Raw genomic sequence first — 20,719 nt, 5'->3', positions numbered from 1 at the left:
GGCGAAACACGGCATCGCGGCGACTCCCAGGCATGGCAATGGATGGCGACCATAGCGGCAAACAACATTGGTGTCATGGAGCCGGAGCGGAGCGCCGTCGTCATCCCACGTGCCGGCATGGCACAATCCGCAGCCGGAACTGGCGCGTGCGCACCCGCGCATTCCGAAACGCAGGCCGCATCGAAACCAGGGGCAGACACCACGATGGACCACAAGCGCCAGATCAAGCAGTTCGTGCTCAAGAACTATCTGTTCACCGATGACGATTCGGCGCTCGCCGACGGCGACTCGCTGATTCGCAGTGGCACGATCGATTCAACCGGCATGCTCGAACTGATTTTCCATATCGAGGAGACCTGGAAGCTCAAGGTGGCCGACGAGGAAATGGTACCGGCCAATTTTGAGACGATAGACGCGATCGCCGCATTCGTGGCGCGCAAGCTCGCCGCCTGAGTCGACGACGGCACGCCGCCATGAGTTGGCTCGCCGAGCGCCTCGCCGAGCATGTGCACACGCAGCCGGAGCGCACGGCGCTCGTCGACGGCGAGCGTCGCATCGACTACGCAGCACTCGATGAACACGTCAATGAATTTGCCGCAGCGCTTCGTACGCTTGGCGTCCAGGCGGGCGAGCGCGTCGCCCTGATCCTGCCGAATTCGATCGAGGCCGTTGTCGCCACCTACGCAGCCTGGCGTGCCGACGCAGTCGTGGTCCCATTGAACGCGCAGGCAAAGGCCCGCGACTTCGAACCGTGGCTGCGTCATTCCGGTGCGCGTCTGGTCGTGCATGAGGTCTCCAACCGCGATGCGCGTGCAGCGATCGAAGCGCTCGATCCACGCCCGCAGGTCATTCTCGTCGACGACGCGGCGGCGCGGGGCAGTCTACGCTGGCAGGTGTTGCCGGCCGGCGCTCGCATCGAGCGACCCATGCCCGTCGCCGCCGATGCACTGGCAGCGATCGTCTACACATCGGGCACGACCGGCCAGCCGAAAGGCGTGATGCTGAGTCACGCCAACCTCACGGCCAACGTGCAATCGATCATCACCTACCTCGGCCTCGGTGCCGACGACAGCACGGTGACGATCCTACCGTTCTACTATTCGTACGGCGCCTCGGTCCTGCACACACATCTCGCCGCCGGTGCCCGCCTCGTCATCGAGCAGAACCTCGTGTTCCCGCACCTCATGGTCGAAACCATGGCGCGTGAACGCGTCAGTGGCTTTTCCGGCGTGCCGTCAACCTTTGCCTTGCTGCTCAACCGCGTGCGCCTCGGCGAGTACGACCTTTCGTCGTTGCGTTACCTGACCCAGGCCGGCGGCGCCATGGCGCCCGCGCTGGCCACGCGCCTGCGCGCGGCGATCCCGCAGGCGCGCCTGTTCGTCATGTACGGGCAGACCGAAGCGACCGCACGCCTGGCCTGGCTTCCTCCCGAATGCTTCGACGACAAGCCCGGCGCGGTCGGAGTGGCCATCCCGGGAGTCGAACTCGAGGTGCGCGACGAGCACGGTGCGAGCGCAGCACCCGGCACGGTCGGCGAAGTGTATGCGCGCGGACCCAACGTCATGCAGGGTTACTGGCGCGACGCCGCGCTGACTGCAACGGTACTCGGCACCGATGGCTGGCTGCGCACCGGCGACATGGGTCACATCGATGCCGACGGCTTCCTGTACCTGTCCGGCCGACGCAGCGACATGATCAAGACCGGTGCGCATCGTGTGCACCCGAATGACGTAGAAGAAGTCATCGCCGAGCTCGACGAAGTCGAGGAGGTCGCCGTGGTCGGCGTCGACGACGATGTGCTCGGGCAGGTCATCAAGGCGTTCATCGTCTTTGCCGACGACGCCGACACTTCGATCGACCGCGTCAAGGCACATTGCCGCGAGCGACTCGCCGCGTACAAGATTCCGAAGTTCATCGAAGCCGCCACCGAGCTGCCGAAAACGGCTTCGGGCAAAATCCGGCGGTCCCTGTTGGCCAGCAACGAAAGGCGGGAGGATTCGTGACCACACTGGACTGGAGCGTGCTCGACATCGACTATGCGGCGGAGGCGGACCGGATCGCCACGCGGCTGCGTGAAGTGACTGCACGCGAACTGCACAAACGCGGCCTCGTCGTCGCCATCTCGGGCGGCATCGATTCCTCGTGCAGCATCGCCCTCGCCGTGCGCGCGCTCGGGCCCGAGCGGGTGTTCGCCCTGATCCTGCCCGAGCGCGATTCCTCTGACGACAGCGGCGCGCGTGCGCGCATCCTCGCCGGACACCTCGGCGTGCGCGTCGAGATGGTCGACATCGCCCCCGCGCTCGCCGCAATCGGCTGCTATGCCGAACGCGACGCCGCCGTGCGCCGCGCCCTGCCAGAGTACGGCGACGGCTGGCGCTTCAAGATCGTCATCGACGGCGGCATCGAAGGCCGCATCAACCGCTTCCGCCTCGTCGCCGTGTCGCCAGCCGGCGAGAACGTCGACCGTCCACTCGGCCTGTCCGAATACCTGCAGATCGTCGCCGCGACGAACTTCAAGCAGCGCATCCGCAAGACCCTCGAGTACTACCACGCCGATCGCCTCAACTACGCCGTGGTCGGCACGCCGAATCGGCTCGAGTACGACCAGGGCTTCTTCGTCAAGAATGGCGACGGCTCAGCCGACGTCAAGCCGATCGCGCACCTCTACAAGAGCCAGGTCTACGGCATGGCGCGCTTCCTCGGCCTGCCCGAGCGCGTATGCGCGGCGGTGCCGACCACCGACACCTACAGCCTCGAGCAGGGCCAGGACGAGTTCTACTTCGCCCTGCCGTACCGCTCGATGGACCTTGCGCTGTGGGCACTCAACCACGATGTGCCGGCCACCGAACTCGCACGCGTGCTGGCCATCACCGCGCAGCAGGCCGATGCGGTCTACGAAGACATCCGCACAAAGCGACGCACGACGCGCTACCTGCACGCACGTCCGGTGCTCGTCGGCGAAGTGGCCGAGCTCGATCCGCACTGATGGCCGGCGATTCATCCGTCTACGCCATCGAGGAAGGTGACGTCGCGCGCGACCGCGAGACTGTGCTCGATGTCTGGCGCGGCAACCTTGGCGACGATGCGCGCATGCGGGCCAAGTACGACTGGTTCTACGTGCAATGCCCGTTCGGCGAGCCGCTGCTGCGCCTGCTGCGCTTCGACGTCGACAAGTGTGTCGTCGGCGCTGCCACGGCCGGGCCGCGACGCATGATCGACGGTGAGCGTGGAATCGAGGCCGGTGTGCTCGTTGACCTCGCCGTGCGTGGCGAACACCGCTCGCTCGGCCCGGCGCTCATGCTGCAATCGGCACTGGTTGCGGCCGGTGGTCGGCGCTTCGACCTGCTCTACGGCTTTCCGAACCCGAAGGCGGCACCGGTATTCAAGCGCGTCGGCTACGAGCAGCTCGCTGAAATGGTCCGCCATGCGCGCGTACTGCGTCATGCCGGCTACTTGCAGCGACGCCTGCCGCCGATCCTCGCGGTACCGTTCGGCCGGATGCTCGACGGCATTGATGCGCTGAAAGCGTGGCTCCGTCGACGCGAAGATGCGCGCACGCGATGGCACTGGAGCGAATGCACCGATCCACGCTTTGATTTGTTGTGGGCGCGCTCGCCGCACCAGCACTCCATCACCACCGTGCGCGATGCCGCTTTCGCACGTTGGCGATTCGACGCATGTCCGTTTGCCGAAACACGCTTCCTGATCGTCGAGGACGACAATGGCGGCTTGGTCGCCTGGTTCGCCTGCCAGTCCGGCGACGGCTTACTGCACGTTCGGGATTTCTGGTCCGAGCATGGCACCGCCGGGGTCTCCCGTGCACATGTGGACGTGCTCGTACACGCTGCGCGGCGCGCCGGACACGCAGCGCTTTCGGTCGAGTTCAGCGGCAGCTCGGCGGCATTCAGCGGCTGGTCCACCTGCGGGTTCGTCGAACGCTCGCGGCGCCCCGTATACGGTCGCTGGAGCGCTGATGCCGCCACTCGCGAACGTTCTCTCCACCTCACCTCCGCCGACGAAGACGAGTAGGAATCGGCCTCAGCCGTGGCCTGCAGTCGTTTCCCACAACCGTTTCCCGCAGCGATGTCCTTGCTGATGCCTTCGACCATGCCGCGCGCGCTTCAGTCCTTGACCAAGCGTGTCCGGCGTGTGCGAAACAACAGCAAGGCCAGGTGATCCGCGCGGAACCGGCCGCGCGCATCGACGATGCCGGCCTGCTCGAAGCCGACCCGACCGAGCAGCCAGCCCGGTTGCGGGTCGGTCGGATTCAACACCGGGTCGCTGGTGAACACGAGCTCATACCCGGCCTCGCGCGCTCGCGCGGCGATCGCCGCGTCGTAGCGGCCGTGCGGGAACGACATCGTCACTGGAGCACGTCCGTCGCTCAGATGCGGAGCGACGGCTCTGCGTGCGCCGCCGAGTTCGGCATCGAGGTCGTTCACGCGTGTCATCGGCGTGTGCGTCTTGCCGTGCAGGCCGATGGCAATGCCGCCATTTTCGAGCGTGCGCAGTTCCCCGGCAACAACCATGTGGCGCAAGCCGTCGTCCATCGCCGTGGCGAACGGTGCGAGAACGCGTTCGCGGCTTTCCTCGTCGAGCGATTCGAGCCGGCCGATCACACGGCGCAGGCCGCCGATGCCTTCGACGGCAGGTTCGGAGGATGGCAGGGCCGCGGCGAGATCGGCCACCCGCAGTTTGCCCAGGCGCAGGGCGCCGACCAGGCGCTCCTGGAAGAACGCGAGGCGGCGGCCGATCACGTCGGCGACAACGAACAGCAGGCCCGGCACGCCGGCGCGCGCGAGGCGAGGCAGGGCGAAGTCGACGTTGTCCGACCAGCCGTCGTCGAAGGTCACGAGCAGCGCGCGCGCAGGCAACGCACGCCCTTCGCGGCGCGCGGCGAGCACGTCGTCGACCGAGACGAGGCGGTAGTGGCGGCGGAAGAAGGCGAGGCAGCGTTCGAGCAGGCCAGCGTCGAGCGTGTAGTCGGGATCGCACGACGCCCAGCGCGGATCGACCGGATCGAGCACGCGGTGGAACATGATCACGGTCAGCGTGCGCCGGTTGCGCAGGCGATGGTAGAGGCCGAGCAAGCCGCTACCATAGAGGACCTTCTTGGCGAGATCGGACAACATGAGCCTGGTTCCCGAGGTTTCCGCCATCATACCGACCTGGAACCGGCGTGAGCTCGTCCTGCACGCAGTGCGCAGCGTTCTCGCGCAGACGCACAGGGTCGATGAGATCATCGTCGTCGACGATGGCTCGACCGACGGCACCGCCGACGCACTTCACGCCGAGTTCGGCGACCGCGTCGCCATAGTGCGCCAGGGCAACGCCGGAGTATCGGCCGCGCGCAACCGCGGTATGGCGTTGGCACGCGGGCGCTACCTCGCGCTGCTCGACAGCGACGACGAATGGCTGCCGGAAAAGACCGCGCGCCAGGTCGCTTTCCTCGAGGCACATCCGAACTTCGGCATGGTGTTGTGCGATGTTGAGCGCATCGACGCCGAACGCCGAACGATCGATTTCCTCGGTCGGCGCGCGATCCTGCCCGAGGACGGATGGGTACTCGACCGCGTGCTGCTCAATCCGGCACTGGCGCCGGTGTCAGCGATGTTCCGCCGCGAGGTGTTCGCCGACGTCGGCGGATTCGACGAGTCACTGCGCACGGCCGAGGATCTCGACTTCCACCTGCGCGTTGCACGTCGCTGGCCGATCGGCGTGGTCGATGCCCCACTCGCCCGCGCGATCCGTGGTCACGACGGCCTGTCGGCACTGGCCAGTACTTATGACGATTACACGCGCGTCATCGAGCGCGCGGTCGCGGAGGCGGTGGGCATCGTCGACGACCAGGTACGCATGCGTGCGCTGGCGATGGCCTATCTGCGCAATGCCCGTGGAAGGCTGTTCGCCAACCGCTGGCGCGAGGCTTGGCACTGGCGCGGCAAGGCGCTGCGCACTTCGAACGCACCCGAGGTCCGCGCCGATGCGCGCGAAGTCACCCGGCTCGTCGTACGGCGTGCCGTCTCGCGCCTGCTCGGCCGGGGCCGCCGCTGAGACGGCTCAGGGGTCGAAGCCGTTCCCGAAGATCGGGTCCGACGCTGCCGAGGCGAAGCGCCAGATGCGGCCATTTTGATGATCGACCACGAAGAGGTCGCCATTCTGGTCCTCGCCGAAACCCGAAAGCGTGCCGTAACCCGGCGCGATACCCGACGATCGTGTGACGAAGCTCCAGCTTCCGCCGCTGCCTTCGGTACCGATGAACAGCTCGCTCGAACAGGCATCGGCGAAGACGTAGTGGCCGCGAAAAGGTGTGATTGGCCCGCGATAGCGGACGCCGCCCGTGACCGAGCAGCGGCTGTTGGCATGCGAGTACTCCATGACCGGAGCGACCGTGCCGGTCGTCGTCGGACAGTTCCCGCCCGGTGCCGAAGGACGTCCATGATGGTTGCCCTCGCATTGCGGATAGCCGTAGTTGCGATTGCCTGCACCAGCGGCCGTACGCAGGCTGACTTCCTCCCAGGAACCCTCGCCGACATCAGCAACCCACAGGTCACCGGTCTGCCTGTCGATGCTGATGCGCCACGGATTGCGGAACCCGTATGCCCAAATTTCGGCACAGGTATTGGCCGCACCCGCATACGGATTGCCGGGTGGGATCGCATAGGGTGCGGCCTGGCCGGCGCTTGCGCCACACATGTTGGCCGCGGCCGATGGCGTAGCCGAACGCACGTCGAGGCGCAGCACCTTGCCCATCAGGAAATAGGTCGTGCCGCTGATCGTCTTCTTCCACAGATTCTGGGCGAGATCGTTCGGATCGAACGAACCCGTGCCCGAACCGGTGCTCCAGTACAGGTAGTTGTCCTGGCCAAAATGGATGTCGCCACCGTTGTGGTTGTAGAACAACGGGATGCGCATGACCTCGCTGTCGCTGCCGGCGAACACGTTGGCCGCCGGGTTGCTGGCAACGAGGCGGCGCAGGATCTCGCCGTTGCTGCCACTCGCGGTGTAGACGATGTAGAACGTACCGTTGATGCGAAAGTCCGGGTCGAATGCGAGGCCGAGCAGACCACGCTCGACGTCGCTGGTATCGACTGCGCGCGAGTAGTAGGGCGTCGATTGCAGCACACCGTTGACGACGACACGGATCGTACCGCCACGTTCGACGACAAACAGTCGACCGCTGCCATCGTTCGCACTGCGGATCGCCAACGGATCGCTGAGGCCCGAACTGATGAACGGGGCAAGGTGCAGGTCAGCCGGAATCTCGGCGCGCAGGCACGGGGCGGAGCACAGAAGGACCAGGGTGACCAGCAGCAGGTCCTGGAATGAGCGAACGGACACGGCGGCACCGGCTCGGCAATGGACTGCCGTCCAGCATACTCGTGGCCGCTGGACTTTGCGCTACTTCACGGAATGAACACCATTCCGACAGCAAGCGTTCAGCGTGCCCCGCGCCGGAACAGCACAACCTCGACGGTCTGGATCAGGATCAGAAGATCGAGCAGGAAATCGTGGTTCTTGACGTAGAAGAGATCATATTTGAGCTTTTCGGCGGCATCCTCCACGGTGGCGCCGTACGGATAGTTGAGCTGGGCCCAGCCGGCAAGGCCAGGCTTCACGCAATGGCGCAGCTCGTAGTAGCGGATCTTCTTCGCCAATTCGGCGACGAACTGCGGACGCTCCGGACGCGGCCCGATCAGGCTCATGTCTCCGCGCAGGATGTTCCACAACTGCGGAAGCTCGTCGATGCGTACCTTGCGGATGAAGCGACCGGTGCGAGTGACACGATCATCGTCCTTGCCAGCCCAGCGCGCCACACCGTCCTTTTCGGCATCGGTGCGCATGCTGCGGAACTTGATCAGGGAGAACGTGCGACCGTTCTCGCCGACCCGCTCCTGGCGGTACAGGATCGGTGCGGCGCGCCCCGATTCGAGGCGGATCGCGATCGCCGCCCCGAGCATCAACGGCCAGGTCAGCACCAGTACCAGCGCCGAAGCGACGATGTCGAACGCGCGCTTGCTGAAGCGGCGCAGCGGCGAGGCGTCGAACCCGTCGGAAAAGACCATCCACGACGGGTCGATCAGGCTGAGCTTGACCTTGCCGAGCTCGCGCTCGAAGAACGTGATCAGATCGGTCACCGCCACGCCGCGCTGCTTGCATTCGAGCAATTCGCCCATCGGCAACTGGCCGCGGCGATCATCCAGCGCAATCACGATCTCGTTGACCTGCAGGCGGCTGACGCGATCGACGAGGGATTCGTCGTCGTCGAAGGTCTGCTCCGCCGCCACGGCCGACACCTCCTCGGCAGCCCGCACGAAACCAACAAGGCTGAAACCGCGCCGATCCACGCGCCGGCGCATGCGCGAGTTGATCATCGCCGCTCGCTCGCCGCTGCCGAGCACGAGCACGCGACGCTTGAGTGCCTCGACATTGACCAGACGCATGAACGCGGCACGCAGCGCGAGCACGAGTGGAAAACCGATGACGAGTGCGATGCCAAGCACACCACGGCCGACATAGGCCTGCGGCACGAGGTAGTAGAGAATGACCGACGCCGTGCCGCCAAGCACGAAACCGATGCCGACCCGCGCGAACACGCCGAACCAGCCATCCCGCAGGCGTGGCTGGTAGAGGCCGAGTGCGGCAAACGCCGTCACCAGGACGAATCCGAACAGCAGGGCGCGCGGATACAGGTAGGCCGAATGCAGCGCCAGTTCCGCCGCGTTGTGCGCATATCGCACGTGCATCGCGGCCACCATCGCCGCAGCCAGCACCAGGCACTCGCCAATCGCGAGCAGGGCCAGCCAGCGGGCTCCCTGCTCCCGCACCAGACGCAGCATTGCCCCCTCCACCGGAACACCATGACCGGAACGTGCCTTCGGCACGCCATACGTGGAATCGGCTCGAGCGTCGCTTTGGTTCATGGCCGTATCAGGGAGATGGGCACAAATCTGTGAAGCAAATCACGTGCCACCATCCAGAGGACGCGGAAATCGAACCGCAGCGACGCATCACGACGTCCACAAACCGCAGATTGTAGCCATTGCAACAGGCATTGCACGCCGCAGCCGCCCAGGTTGCCGGGTCGACCCGGTCGCGGAGAAGTTGACCGTATGCGGCAGGATGTGACGCATCACGCCCGAGAATTTCCATCGGCCAGCCCTGCCAGCGCCAACAGGGAGCGTCTATCATCGCGAGCCTCAGGCGCCGATCCGACGCGGCGCAACTCCCGGGAGTCCCCATGTGTGGAATCGTTGCCGCCGCGGCCGAGCGTGATGTTGTCCCGATCCTCGTTGCCGGCCTGAAGGCCCTTGAATACCGTGGCTACGACTCGGCCGGACTGTCCGTCATCAGCAGCGGCGAACTGCACCGCGCGCGCACGGTCGGCAAGGTTCGCGAGCTCGAGCTTCGCCTGGACTCCGCACCGCTTGCCGGGCACACCGGCATCGCCCACACGCGTTGGGCCACGCACGGCGTGCCGAATGAGACGAACGCCCACCCGCACCTGTCGGCCGGAACGGTCAGCGTGGTGCACAACGGCATCATCGAGAACCACGCACCGCTGCGCAGCGAACTGCAGGCACTCGGCTACCGCTTCGACTCCGACACCGACACCGAGGTGATCGCCCATCTCGTGCACCACCTGATGCGCGGCGGGCTCGGCCTGCGCGAAGCGGTGCAGGCGGCGATCGCGCGCCTGCATGGCGCCTTCGCCATCGCCGTGATCAGCAGCGACGCGCCCGGCCACGTCATCGGCGCACGCCGCGGCAGCCCGCTCTGCGTCGGCATCGGCATCGGCGAACACTTCCTCGGCTCCGACGTGCAGGCGCTGATCAAGGTGACCAACCAGTTCGTCTACCTCGACGAAGGCGACCTCGTCGAGATCACGCGCACGACGATGCAGGTGTACGACGCCGACGGTTCGCCGGTCGAGCGCCGCCTGCATACCAGCGAGCTGTCGGCCGACGCGGTCGAACGCGGGGAGTACCGCCACTACATGCTGAAGGAGATCTTCGAGCAGCCGCGTGCGGTCGCCGAAACACTCGAAGGCCGCATCGCCGGCGGGCGCATCCTGCCGAACATCTTCGGCGTCGATGCCGAAGCCCTGCTCGCGCGCGTACGCCACGTGCAGATCGTCGCCTGCGGCACGAGCTACCATGCCGGCCTCGTCGCCCGCTACTGGCTCGAGGGCCTCGCCGGCATCCCTTGCAGCATCGAGGTGGCCAGCGAATACCGCTATCGCCATGCCGTCGTGCCGGCCGATTCGCTGTTCGTCGCAATCTCGCAGTCCGGCGAAACCGCCGACACGCTCGCCGCGCTGCGCGAAGGCAAGCAGCGCGGCTACCTCGGCTCGTTCGCCGTGTGCAACGTGCCGGAGTCGAGCCTCGTGCGCGAATCCGATCTCGTGCTGATGACGCGCGCCGGCCCGGAGATCGGCGTCGCTTCGACCAAGGCCTTCACTACCCAGTTGAGCGCGCTCGCCCTGCTCGTGCTCGAGCTGGCGCGCCTGAACGGCCTCGCCGCGGAGCGCTACACGCGCCTCGTCAACGACCTCGCGGAACTGCCGCGCCGCGTCGCCGACGCGCTCGAACTCGAGCCGCAGATCGCACAGCTCGCCGAGCGCTTCGTCAACAAGCACCACGCGCTGTTCCTCGGCCGTGGCGTCAACTATCCGGTGGCACTGGAAGGCGCGCTCAAGCTCAAGGAGATCTCCTACATCCACGCCGAGGCCTACCCGGCCGGCGAACTCAAGCACGGCCCGCTCGCCCTCGTCGACGAGGACATGCCGGTGATCACCGTCGCCCCGAACAACCAGCTGCTCGAGAAACTCAAGTCCAATCTCGAGGAGGTGCGCGCACGCGGCGGCGAGCTGTTCGTGTTCGCCGACCACACCGTCGACCTCGAGGCCGATGGCGTGCGTGGCGCCGTCATCAAGGTCGACTCCGGCGGCAACCTGATCGCCCCGGCCGTGTTCACCGTGCCGCTGCAGCTCCTCGCCTACCACGTCGCCGTGCTGCGCGGCACCGACGTCGACCAGCCGCGCAACCTCGCCAAGTCGGTGACGGTGGAGTAATCGGTGACGTAGGAGCCCCTTCGGGGGCGATGCGCTTCGACACGCGGCGGAGAAGCATCGCCCGTAAACGGGCGGCCAATGTATGGACTTCAGCCGTCCCGGGCGCGAAAGCACGATGGGTGGCCGGTGCGCGCTCTTCCCGCAATCCTCGGCATCAAATGGCTTGATCGACGTCAACCTGCCCGTACGACGTACCTGCGAAGCTTTCTCCTCTTGCTGCCACGCGGCGTCTAGAATCGCGTGATCCAGGCACGATTCCGCCGGCGCCCAGCGTCGCGCGACACGATCTTCCACTCTCCGAGGAGCGCCGATGGCCCCATCCGACGCCACCCCGAATGCAGCGGCGCGCCCGATCGACTGGCATGCGCTCGACGTCGACGCGGTGCTCGCACACCTGGCGACGTCCGTGCAGGGACTCGATGGTGACGAAGCTGCGCGGCGACTTGGCGAGTACGGGGCTAACGCGCTGCCGGCACCACCGGTAATCCCCGCCTGGCGACGTCTGCTGCGCCAGTTCAACGATCCGTTGATCCTGTTCCTGCTCTCGGCGGCAGTGGTTGCGTTCGCACTCGGTCACGTGGTCGATGCCGCGGTGATCGTCGCTGTGGTCACGGTCAACGCCATCGTCGGTTTCGTGCAGGAAGGGCGGGCCGAGCAAGCCTTGTCCGCGTTGCGCTCGATGCTCGCCCCGGTCGCGCACGTGCTGCGCCACGGCGTGCGCGCAACGATCGCGGTCGAAGACCTCGTGCCGGGCGATGTCATCGTGCTGGAGGCGGGCGATCGCGTGCCCGCCGATGCGCGCCTCCTGCGCGGGCGCGGCCTGCGCCTGGACGAGTCGATCCTGACCGGTGAATCGGTACCGGTCGACAAGGGTGCCAGCCCGGTTGCCGCCGATGCCGCACTCGGCGAACGCCAGTCGATGCTCTACTCGGGCACCCTGGTCAGCGCCGGCCAGGGCAGCGCCGTCGTGGTCGCCAGCGGCGCATCCACGGAAATCGGCCGCATCGGCACCTTGCTCGGCCAGGTGGAAACGTTGGCCACACCGCTGCTGCGTCAGATCGCGCGCTTCGGCAAGCTTGTCACGATGGCCGCAATCGGCACCGCAGCCGTCTTGTTCGTGTTCGCCATCGCCGTGCGCGACTATGCCTGGCTCGACGCGCTGATGATCGTCGTCGCCATCGCCGTCGGCTTCGTCCCCGAGGGATTGCCGGCGGTCATCACGATCACTCTGGCGATCGGCGTGCGGCGCATGGCAGCGCGTCACGCCATCGTGCGGCGCATGGCTGCGGTCGAAACGCTCGGCGCGACCACGGTCATCTGTTCGGACAAGACCGGCACGCTGACGCGCAACGAAATGAGCGCGCGCACGATCATCACGCGCCTGGGTCGGGTAGAGGCCAGTGGCGAAGGCTATGCACCGACCGGCCGACTCGATGCACGCAGCGGCGGCGATGCCGCACTGGCTGCGGCCGACCGCGTTGCGCGCGTCGGCCTGCTGTGCAATGACGCGCGATTGATCGAGAAAGGCGATGCCTGGCACATCGACGGCGATCCGATGGAAGGCGCCTTGCTCGCGCTGGCAGCCCGCGCCGGCATGGAGGCCACCGCCGTGCGCAGCGCCCACCCGCGCCTCGACGAGGTGCCGTTCGATGCGGCGTACCGTTTCATGGCAACCCTGCATGCCGAGGTCGATGGCGAGGGTGCGCTGGTCTGCGTCAAGGGCGCGCCGGAACAGATCCTGGCGCTGAGCAGCGAACAGGCCGGCGCGGCGGGCACCGAGCCTGTCGATGCCGCGTTCTGGCGGCAGGCGATCGACGCTGCCGGTGCCGAGGGCCAGCGCGTGCTCGGCTTTGCCGCCCGCAAGCTCGCGCATGCGCCGCAAGGCTTCAGCATCGATGAAGTCGGCGGACTCGTCTTCCTCGGCCTGGTCGGCTTCATCGATCCGCCGCGCGCGGAAGCTGTGCGTGCAGTCGCCGAATGCCGCAGCGCCGGCATCGCGGTGAAGATGATCACCGGCGATCACGCGACGACCGCCGCGGCGATCGCCGGTCAGCTCGCCCTCGCCGACACGCTGGAGGTGCTGACCGGCGCGGAACTCGAGGCGATCGACGACCGTAATCTGCCGAGCGTCGCCGAGAAGGCCAGCGTGTTCGCGCGCACCACGCCCGAGCACAAGCTGCGCATCGTGCGCGCACTGCAGGCGCGCGGACACACCGTGGCCATGACCGGCGACGGCGTCAACGACGCCCCTTCGCTCAAGCAGGCCGACATCGGCATCGCCATGGGCCGCAAGGGCACCGAAGCGGCCAAGGAAGCCAGCGGCATGGTCCTGGCCGACGACAACTTCGCGTCGATCGCCGCCGCCGTGCACGAGGGTCGCGCGGTCTACGACAATATCCGCAAGGTCATCGCCTGGACCCTGCCGACAAATGGCGGCGAGGCGCTCGCGGTGATCCTTGCCATCGTCTGCGGCTGGACGCTACCGATGACTGCAGCACAGATTCTCTGGATCAACATGGTGCTGACCATCACGCTCGGCCTCGTGCTCGCCTTCGAACCGCCCGAGGACGGCATCATGCGGCGCCCTCCGCGCCGCCGGGATGCGCCGCTGGTATCGCCGTTCATGCTCTGGCGCATCCTCTTCGTCTCGGTGCTTTTCAGCGTCGGCGCATTCGGCGTGTTCGCCTTTGCCGAAGCGCGCGGGCACGACCTCGCCACCGCGCGCACGATGGTGGTCAACGCCTTCTGTGTGCTCGAAATCTTCTATCTGTTCAACGTACGCTACCTGCATGGCAGTTCGTTCACCTGGCGCGGCCTGCGCGGCACGCCGGCGGTGCTCAAGGCGGTCGTCGCCGTGGTCGTCGCCCAGTTCGCATTTACTTATCTGCCGTGGTTTCATGCGGTGTTCGACAGCCGACCCGTGCCGTTGCGCGATGGCCTGGTCATCGTGCTCGTCGGCGTCGCCCTGTTGGTACTGCTCGAAATCGAGAAGCGCCTGCTGCGCGCGCTGGGCGTGTTCGAGGAATTGCGCGCCGCAGATCCCGTTCCACCGTCATCGAGGACGCCCTGATGAATCCAGCCTTCACCGCACCCCCGCGCGTGATCCTGTCCACCGACCGCAGCGCGCGCTGCGATCGCGCCCTTGCCCGCGCCACCCGCCTTGCCGGCGAGTTCGGCGCGGAGGCGGTGGCGGTGTCGGTCGTCGAGAAGTCCTCCGCGTTGGCCGAGGAAGTTGCCGCGATGCAGGATCCTCCATCGTGGTACCACGCGCCGTCTGCGCGCGTGCGCGCGGAACGTGAACTGCACCGCGAGCTCGCAGCAACCGGCATCGCCTGGCGCATGCAGGTGGTTGACGATGACGACGATGGCCGCTGGCGCGCCACCTTCGAGCACGAGGCCGCACGCGCCGACACCATGATCGTCTGCGGTCCGATGCGCGAAGGCGTGCTCAATCCGGTGCGGCTCGGCTCGATCCTCGATCGCCTGCTGCGCATGCCGGCCGCGCGCGTGCTGATCGTGCGGCAGCCGGCGCATCAGGCCTATCGCCACGTCGTCGTAGCCACCGATTTCTCGGCGCCGTCGAAAGTCGCCCTGCAAGCCGCGCGCGCGCTGGCTCCGCAGGCGCGGCTGACCTTGCTGCATGCTTTCGAAGTACCTCGGCTCGGCTTCGATGCCGATTCGCGCGACGAGGCCGTCGCTCGCGCGCGCCTGCGCCTGCAGGACGAAGCGCGCGCCTTCGTCGATGATCTCGGCGAGGTCGAAGTGGTGGTGGAACACGGCGACCCGGTGCGCCTGGTGCGCATGTACTGCGACACCTTCGATCCGGACCTGGTCGCCTGCGGCACCCACGGCCACGGCGCTCTGTACGAGCTCGTCATCGGCAGTGTCGCACGCGGCATCGCCCTGCGCTCGAGCATCGACACCCTGCTCGTGCACGCCTGAGCCACAGGCTTTCCTTCTCCCCGTTTGCACGGGGAGAGGGAACGATGTGCGCTCCTGCGCGAAGCCAGGTCGGCAGAGAACAGTCTTTTCCTCACCTCATTTGTGCTTCAAGCTCTTGGTTCAGCGCCTTCCCACCCATACCCAACGGGACGCCATGAACGACGCCTCCGGTTCCGATCTCAACATCCTGCGCAACCGCACCTGGGACGAACTCCAGGTCGGCGACAGCGCCAGCATCGAGCGCACGCTGACACTCGAGGACATCCAGATATTCGCTGCGCTCTCGGGCGACCTGAACCCTGCCCACATCGATCCCGAGTTCGCCAATGCCAGCCGCTTCCAGGGCGTGATCGCGCACGGCATGTGGGGCGGCGCGCTGATCTCGGCCGTGCTCGGCACGCGCCTGCCCGGCCCCGGCACGCTTTACCGTTCACAGTCGCTGCGCTTCCACGCGCCGGTGCGTGTCGGTGACCGTGTCCTCGTCCGCGTCAGCGTGACCGCCAGGGAGGAACACCATCGCGTACGCCTGGCCTGCACCTGCACGAATCAGCACGGCATGCTCGTCATCGACGGTGAGGCCGAGGTCGTCGCGCCCACCGAACGCATCGAGCGTGCGCGTACCGCGCTGCCGGAAATCCGCCTCGACGTGCGCGGCAATGACGGCCTCGAACGCCTGCTCAGCCACGTCCGTCCGATGGCCGCAATCCGTGTCGCGGTCGTCCATCCCTGCGATGAACTGAGTCTCGCCGGTGCGCTCGACGCGCATGGCAGCGGTCTCATCGAGCCGGTGCTGATCGCGCCCCGAGCCAAGCTCGAAGCCGCTGCCGCGCAGGCCGGTATCGACCTCGCCGGCTTTTCCGTCGAGGACGTGCCACACAGCCATGCCGCCGCGGCGCGTGCCGTCGAACTGGCCCGTGACGGCCAGGTCGAGGCGATCATGAAGGGCAGCCTGCACACCGACGAGCTGATGTCGGCCGTGGTTTCCTCCAGCGGCGGCCTGCGCACCAAGCGCCGCATCAGCCACTGCTTTCTCCTGCAGACGCCGGCCTATCCGCGCCCGTTCATCGTCACCGACGCGGCGATCAACCTCGCTCCGGACCTCGAACAGAAAGCCGACATCATCCGCAATGCGATCGATCTCGCCCATGTGATCGGCGTCGATGTCCCCAAGGTCGCGATCCTCGCTGCGGTGGAGACGGTCACACCGTCGATGCCGGCCACGCTCGATGCGGCCGCCCTGTGCAAGATGGCCGATCGCGGCCAGATCGCAGGCGGCGTGCTCGATGGCCCGCTGGCCTTCGACAACGCCGTGTCGATCGCTGCCGCGCGCACCAAGGGCATCGTCTCCGACGTCGCCGGCCAGGCCGACGTGCTGGTCGTGCCCGACCTCGAGAGCGGCAACATGCTCGCCAAGCAGCTCATGTACCTCGGCGGCGCGGCCAGCGCCGGCATCGTGCTCGGCGCGAAGGTGCCGGTGATCCTGACCAGCCGTGCCGACTCGCGCGAATCGCGCATCGCCTCATGCGCAATCGCGCTGATGCTCGCCCACCACTACCGGACTGCGCCTCCGTGAGCACGCCTGCCCTCCATGACGGCGTCATCGTCGTCCTCAATTGCGGCTCGTCGAGCATCAAGTTCGCCGTGTTCGAGGCCACGGCCCATGCACTGCCACGCAAGCCCTTGTGGAACGGCAAGGTGCAGGGCGTCGGTGGCCCGTCACCGACGTTCGGCGAGACCGGCGTCACCCCGTTCCCGATCACGCTCGATGCGCAACATCCGTATCGCGCCGCACTCGATCTGATCCGCGAGCGCATCCTCGCCCGCCTCGACGGCCGCAAGGTCGCCGCCATTGCGCATCGCGTGGTGCATGGCGGCAGCAAATACTTCGAGCCGGTGCGCGTCGACACGCAGGTGCTCGCCGATCTCGAGAGCTACGTTCCGCTGGCGCCGCTGCACCAGCCGTTCGCGCTCGAAGCCATCGCGATCCTGCTGCGCGAACGCCCCGACATCATGCAGGTCGCCTGTTTCGATACCGGCTTTCACCACACCCTGCCGAAGGTCGAGCAGATCCTGCCGTTGCCGTACGCGGCGTGGCAGCGTGGCTTGCGCCGCTACGGCTTCCACGGGCTGTCCTACGCCTACATGGCCATCGCGCTGGCCGAACGCCATGGCGAACTCGCACGCGGGCGCACGATCGTCGCCCACCTCGGCAGCGGCGCCAGCCTGTGCGCGATGCGCAACCTCGAAAGCGTCGCTACGACGATGGGCTTCTCCGCGCTCGATGGCCTGATGATGGGCACGCGCACCGGAGCACTCGATCCGGGCGCGGTGCTGTACCTGATGGAGATCGAAAAACTGAGCCTCGCCGAGGTCGGCCGCGTGCTCTACCACGAGTCCGGCTTGCTCGGCATATCGGGCATTTCCTCCGAACCACGCGTCATCGTCACCCATGAAGGCGACGACGGCGAAAGCGGCGAACGCGCGCGCATCGCGCTCGATCTTTTCGTGCGCCGCGTCGTGCGCGAGATCGGCGCCCTCGTCGCCGTGCTCGGCGGTCTCGACCTGCTCGTGTTCACCGCCGGCATCGGCGAGCACAATGCCTTCATCCGTACGCGTGTCTGCGCTGCGTTCGACTATCTCGGCCTGCGCATCGACGAAGCCGCCAACACCGCCGATGCCGCCGTCATCTCGACGACGGACAGCGCGGTCCGCGTCGGCATCGAACCGACCAACGAGGAATGGATCGCCGCGCACGCGGCGCATGACCTGCTCAATGCCTGAAAACGCAACCGCTGGAGCGTTGTCTCCGTTGAACGACCGGATCAATGGCCTTGTCATGCATTCGACAGGCGCGTCGTTTATCGTGACACTCCCGTACGCCAACCGCCACGAACCCGCATGAACGACACGCCGATCGATCTCCACCGCCGCCGCCTGCTGTCCGCGTTCGCCGGCGGCGCCGGCCTGTTCGCAATCGGTGGCGATGTGCTGGCCGGGCTCAACGAGGCTTCGCGCGGCGTTGCCGCCCGCAGCGGCAAGACACAGCGCGCGTTCTTTGATGCGCTGCGCGGCGGCTTGCAAGCCGCGAACACGGATGGCCTGTGCCTGCCGACGGGGTTCAGCAGCCGCATCGTCGCGCGCAGCGGCGAGCGCGTGGCCGGCACGTCGTACGACTGGCACGACGCACCCGATGGCGGCGCCTGCTTTGCGACGCCGGACGGCGGCTGGGTCTATGCCTGCAATGCCGAAACGCCCGACACCGGCGGCGTCGGCGCGCTGCGCTTCGATGCACGGGGCCGTATCGTCGACGCCTATCGCATCCTGTCCGGCACGCGCACCAACTGTTCGGGCGGACCAACGCCGTGGAACACCTGGCTTTCCTGCGAGGAACACGACGGTGGCATGGTCTGGGAGTGTGATCCGTTCAAGGCCGGCCAGGGCATCGCGCGTCCGGCGATGGGCAGCTTTTCCCACGAAGCCTGCGCGGTCGATCCGCGCGGACGTTCCATCTACATGACCGAGGATCGCGGCAGCGACAGCGGCTTCTATCGCTACCGCCCGAAACGCTGGCCCGATCTTTCCGCCGGCGTGCTCGAGATCGCCGAGATCATCGGCGACCCGACCGGCGTCGGTGCGCGCGTGCGCTGGCATCGCGTGCCGGAACCAAACCCCGGCGCCAAGGACACGCCCTGCCGCCACCAGGTCGCCGCCGCGTACCACTTCCAGCGTGGCGAAGGCATGGTCTTCCACCGCGGCTCGGCCTGGTTCTCAACCACCGCCGACCACCGCGTGTGGGAATACCGCTGTGCGGACGGCACGATCCGCATCGCCTATGACGCCGACGCACGCTTCGCCGCCGGCCGTGAAGCGCCACTGCGCAAGCCCGACAACCTCGCCGCCGATGCCGGTGGCGCGATCTTCGTGGCCGAGGACGGCGATGACATGCAGATCGTCGTGCTGACCCCGGACGGCGACGCACTGCCTCTGCTGCAACTCGTCGGCCACGAGCGCTCGGAAATCGCCGGCCCGGCCCTGTCGCCGGATGGTTCACGCCTGTATTTCTCCTCGCAGCGCGGCAGCAAGGGCGCGCGCGACGGCGGCATCACCTTCGAGATCGCCGGGCCGTTTTCAAGCCGGGAATAGAGCATGGGGAATAGGGAATGGTCAGAAGCAGGACGTTTGATCTTCCCATTCCCTATTCCCCATTCCCGGCTTCTGTGGGAGCGGCTGACCAGCCATGACCAGCCATTCGGCTGTTGAAAAGCGCTTCGGCTGTTGAAAGCCAGCCGCGAAATCAGGGATCAAAGTCTCCCGCCTCCCTTCGCCATCGCCTTCGTCCTCCTGCTCGGCGCCAACGGCCTGCGCAACCTCGTCGAGCGATTGCGCCATGGCGGTCGCGACTACCGCGAGGGTTGACGCTGTGAAGCCGGAGCATCACGCCTGAAGGCGTTTCCTGCAGCATCAACGCACAGGAAACGGCTTTAGCCGTGATGCTCTTCGCCAACGCATCACAACTCACTCGCAGCGTTCACGCAGCTGCAAGGCTCGCGCGATGTCGCGCCAGTCGAAGGCGCCGACGGCACGGTCATCGTGGACGGCGTAGAACACACCGGCAGGAAAGCGCGCCGTCGCCGCCTGGTGCAGCCACACGCCATCCGTGTTGGCGATGGTGTTGCCGGCAAATGCGCCGAGATGGACGAGGCTGGCGCGATCGAACACGTGGAACAGGCTGTGATCCTTGTACTGGTCGGTGGCGATCCAGTAGCCGCTGCCATCGTCGCAGGCCCACAAGGCAATGCCTTCGGATTGTGCCTTGAACAGGCCGAGGCCGAATGTGCGGCGATAGCGCCCGTCGAAACCGTATTCGCGCAGGGCGGTGCCGGTGGCCACGTCTTCCTCGGACACCAGCAGGCGATCGTGCGCCGGATCGCCCCAGACCGACTCGGCCAGACGGATCGCCCCTTGTGCCGTGGTGTCGCCGAAATCAGCGAGATGGCGTGCCTCGACGCTACCATCGGCCAGCGAGACCTCATAGCGCCGCAGTCGTCCGTCGAGTTCGGCAAGTGGAGGTGGAATCGCCTCGCCGCGGGCGTCGATTCCATCGATGTAGCTGTCGCTGACGATGACTTCGTAACGCGCGGGCTCCAGTTCGCGCAACCACAGCCCATACGGCGCACGCAGCTCGGCATCCCCGAACTGGCCGATCGGCTCGAATCCGGGCAGGCGCAGCACCTGCACGCGACGGTTGTCGCGCTCGACGACGAAGACGACGTCGGCGATGGTGAAGATGCCGTTGGGTCGAGCGTAGCGACCGGTGTCCAGGCCGGGGCCACCATGCTCGGCGAGCGTCGTACCGCTGTCGCCATCGTAAACCTTGAGGGTGTCGCTCTTCTTCGCCGTGGCGATCAACAGGACGCGTCCGTCGTCGGTCCGCCAGGCCGCCGGAGAATCGACGTCATGCCCCGGCGATGCCGCGCTGACAAAGGCTTCGGCGACGACGACATGGGCGACGCCGGACTCCGCCAGCATCGGTACCAATCGCTTCGGATCGCTGTGGCTGGCCGGCCGTCCCGCGCAGGCGGAGAGCACGACCAGGGCGACGAGGGCGGACAAGCGCAAGGATCGAATCGGCATCGGGTTCGGTGTGCTGGGAGGATTGTGCATTCTGCACAAGTCGTTGACCGGCGTCGCCTGGGCCTTTCG

The 20,719-nt window shown here is 66.9% G+C and carries 16 protein-coding genes; 11 read left to right on the top strand and 5 right to left on the bottom strand.

Annotation, left to right across the window (positions count from 1 at the left end; all coding sequences use genetic code 11):
- Positions 1-204: 204 nt before the first annotated feature.
- Genes KF907_RS05730 through KF907_RS05715 form a run of 4 tightly spaced genes read left to right on the top strand, consistent with a single transcriptional unit; the run spans position 205 to position 4,029 of the window.
- Complete coding sequence (locus tag KF907_RS05730) at positions 205-453, top strand: acyl carrier protein (protein WP_291218962.1); 249 nt, start codon at positions 205-207, stop codon at positions 451-453.
- A 20-nt stretch (positions 454-473) separates the two neighbouring features.
- Positions 474-2,003 carry a class I adenylate-forming enzyme family protein gene (locus KF907_RS05725; RefSeq protein ID WP_291218960.1) on the top strand — a complete coding sequence of 510 codons (1,530 nt, stop codon included), beginning with the start codon at positions 474-476 and terminating at the stop codon, positions 2,001-2,003.
- Positions 2,000-2,986 (top strand): NAD(+) synthase, encoded by a 987-nt coding sequence (nadE, locus tag KF907_RS05720; RefSeq protein ID WP_291218959.1) that lies wholly within the window; start codon positions 2,000-2,002, stop codon positions 2,984-2,986. Before KF907_RS05725 ends, nadE begins: the two co-directional genes overlap by 4 nt.
- Complete coding sequence (locus tag KF907_RS05715; RefSeq protein ID WP_291218957.1) at positions 2,986-4,029, top strand: hypothetical protein; 1,044 nt, start codon at positions 2,986-2,988, stop codon at positions 4,027-4,029. The genes nadE and KF907_RS05715 overlap by 1 nt, the downstream gene beginning before the upstream one ends.
- A gap of 92 nt (positions 4,030-4,121) precedes the next feature.
- Here the strand turns inward: KF907_RS05715 and KF907_RS05710 are convergent, their stop codons facing one another.
- Complete coding sequence (locus KF907_RS05710; protein ID WP_291218955.1) at positions 4,122-5,132, bottom strand: polysaccharide deacetylase family protein; 1,011 nt, start codon at positions 5,130-5,132, stop codon at positions 4,122-4,124.
- Between KF907_RS05710 and KF907_RS05705 the strand changes: the two genes are divergently transcribed.
- On the top strand, positions 5,131-6,054 hold the full coding sequence (locus KF907_RS05705) for a glycosyltransferase family 2 protein (protein ID WP_291218954.1): 924 nt from the start codon (positions 5,131-5,133) through the stop codon (positions 6,052-6,054). The two genes, KF907_RS05710 and KF907_RS05705, sit on opposite strands and share 2 nt — an antisense overlap.
- A gap of 6 nt (positions 6,055-6,060) precedes the next feature.
- On the opposite strand, the gene KF907_RS05700 is transcribed toward KF907_RS05705, so the two are convergent.
- Both KF907_RS05700 and KF907_RS05695 read right to left on the bottom strand, forming a co-directional pair.
- A complete protein-coding gene (locus tag KF907_RS05700) occupies positions 6,061-7,341 on the bottom strand; it encodes a PQQ-dependent sugar dehydrogenase (protein WP_291218953.1) in 1,281 nt (426 codons plus the stop codon).
- A gap of 98 nt (positions 7,342-7,439) precedes the next feature.
- A complete protein-coding gene (locus KF907_RS05695) occupies positions 7,440-8,924 on the bottom strand; it encodes a TIGR03013 family XrtA/PEP-CTERM system glycosyltransferase (protein WP_291218952.1) in 1,485 nt (494 codons plus the stop codon).
- A 317-nt stretch (positions 8,925-9,241) separates the two neighbouring features.
- Here KF907_RS05695 and glmS point away from each other — a divergent pair, with 317 nt between their 5' ends.
- The 6 genes from glmS (at position 9,242) to KF907_RS05665 (ending at position 19,159) form a co-directional block, all read left to right on the top strand.
- Positions 9,242-11,074, top strand: coding sequence for a glutamine--fructose-6-phosphate transaminase (isomerizing) (gene glmS / locus KF907_RS05690; protein WP_291218950.1), 1,833 nt, complete (start codon positions 9,242-9,244; stop codon positions 11,072-11,074).
- A 310-nt stretch (positions 11,075-11,384) separates the two neighbouring features.
- Positions 11,385-14,144, top strand: coding sequence for an HAD-IC family P-type ATPase (locus KF907_RS05685; protein WP_291218949.1), 2,760 nt, complete (start codon positions 11,385-11,387; stop codon positions 14,142-14,144).
- On the top strand, positions 14,144-15,016 hold the full coding sequence (locus tag KF907_RS05680; protein WP_291218947.1) for a universal stress protein: 873 nt from the start codon (positions 14,144-14,146) through the stop codon (positions 15,014-15,016). Before KF907_RS05685 ends, KF907_RS05680 begins: the two co-directional genes overlap by 1 nt.
- Positions 15,017-15,170: 154 nt before the next feature.
- A complete protein-coding gene (locus tag KF907_RS05675; RefSeq protein WP_291218945.1) occupies positions 15,171-16,589 on the top strand; it encodes a bifunctional enoyl-CoA hydratase/phosphate acetyltransferase in 1,419 nt (472 codons plus the stop codon).
- The gene (locus tag KF907_RS05670; protein ID WP_291218943.1) at positions 16,586-17,797 is read left to right on the top strand and encodes an acetate/propionate family kinase; all 1,212 of its coding nucleotides are present in this window, start codon (positions 16,586-16,588) and stop codon (positions 17,795-17,797) included. The genes KF907_RS05675 and KF907_RS05670 overlap by 4 nt, the downstream gene beginning before the upstream one ends.
- Positions 17,798-17,914: 117 nt before the next feature.
- On the top strand, positions 17,915-19,159 hold the full coding sequence (locus KF907_RS05665) for an alkaline phosphatase PhoX (protein ID WP_291218941.1): 1,245 nt from the start codon (positions 17,915-17,917) through the stop codon (positions 19,157-19,159).
- A gap of 21 nt (positions 19,160-19,180) precedes the next feature.
- On the opposite strand, the gene KF907_RS05660 is transcribed toward KF907_RS05665, so the two are convergent.
- Together KF907_RS05660 and KF907_RS05655 are read right to left on the bottom strand one after the other, a co-directional pair.
- Positions 19,181-19,405 carry a hypothetical protein gene (locus tag KF907_RS05660; RefSeq protein WP_291218939.1) on the bottom strand — a complete coding sequence of 75 codons (225 nt, stop codon included), beginning with the start codon at positions 19,403-19,405 and terminating at the stop codon, positions 19,181-19,183.
- 126 nt (positions 19,406-19,531) lie between these two features.
- Positions 19,532-20,650 carry a phytase gene (locus KF907_RS05655; RefSeq protein WP_291218938.1) on the bottom strand — a complete coding sequence of 373 codons (1,119 nt, stop codon included), beginning with the start codon at positions 20,648-20,650 and terminating at the stop codon, positions 19,532-19,534.
- Between the last annotated feature and the right edge of the window lie 69 nt (positions 20,651-20,719).

The organism is Dokdonella sp. (genome assembly GCF_019634775.1).
Classification (GTDB): domain Bacteria; phylum Pseudomonadota; class Gammaproteobacteria; order Xanthomonadales; family Rhodanobacteraceae; genus Dokdonella.
This window is presented reverse-complemented; position numbering and strand designations above follow the sequence as displayed.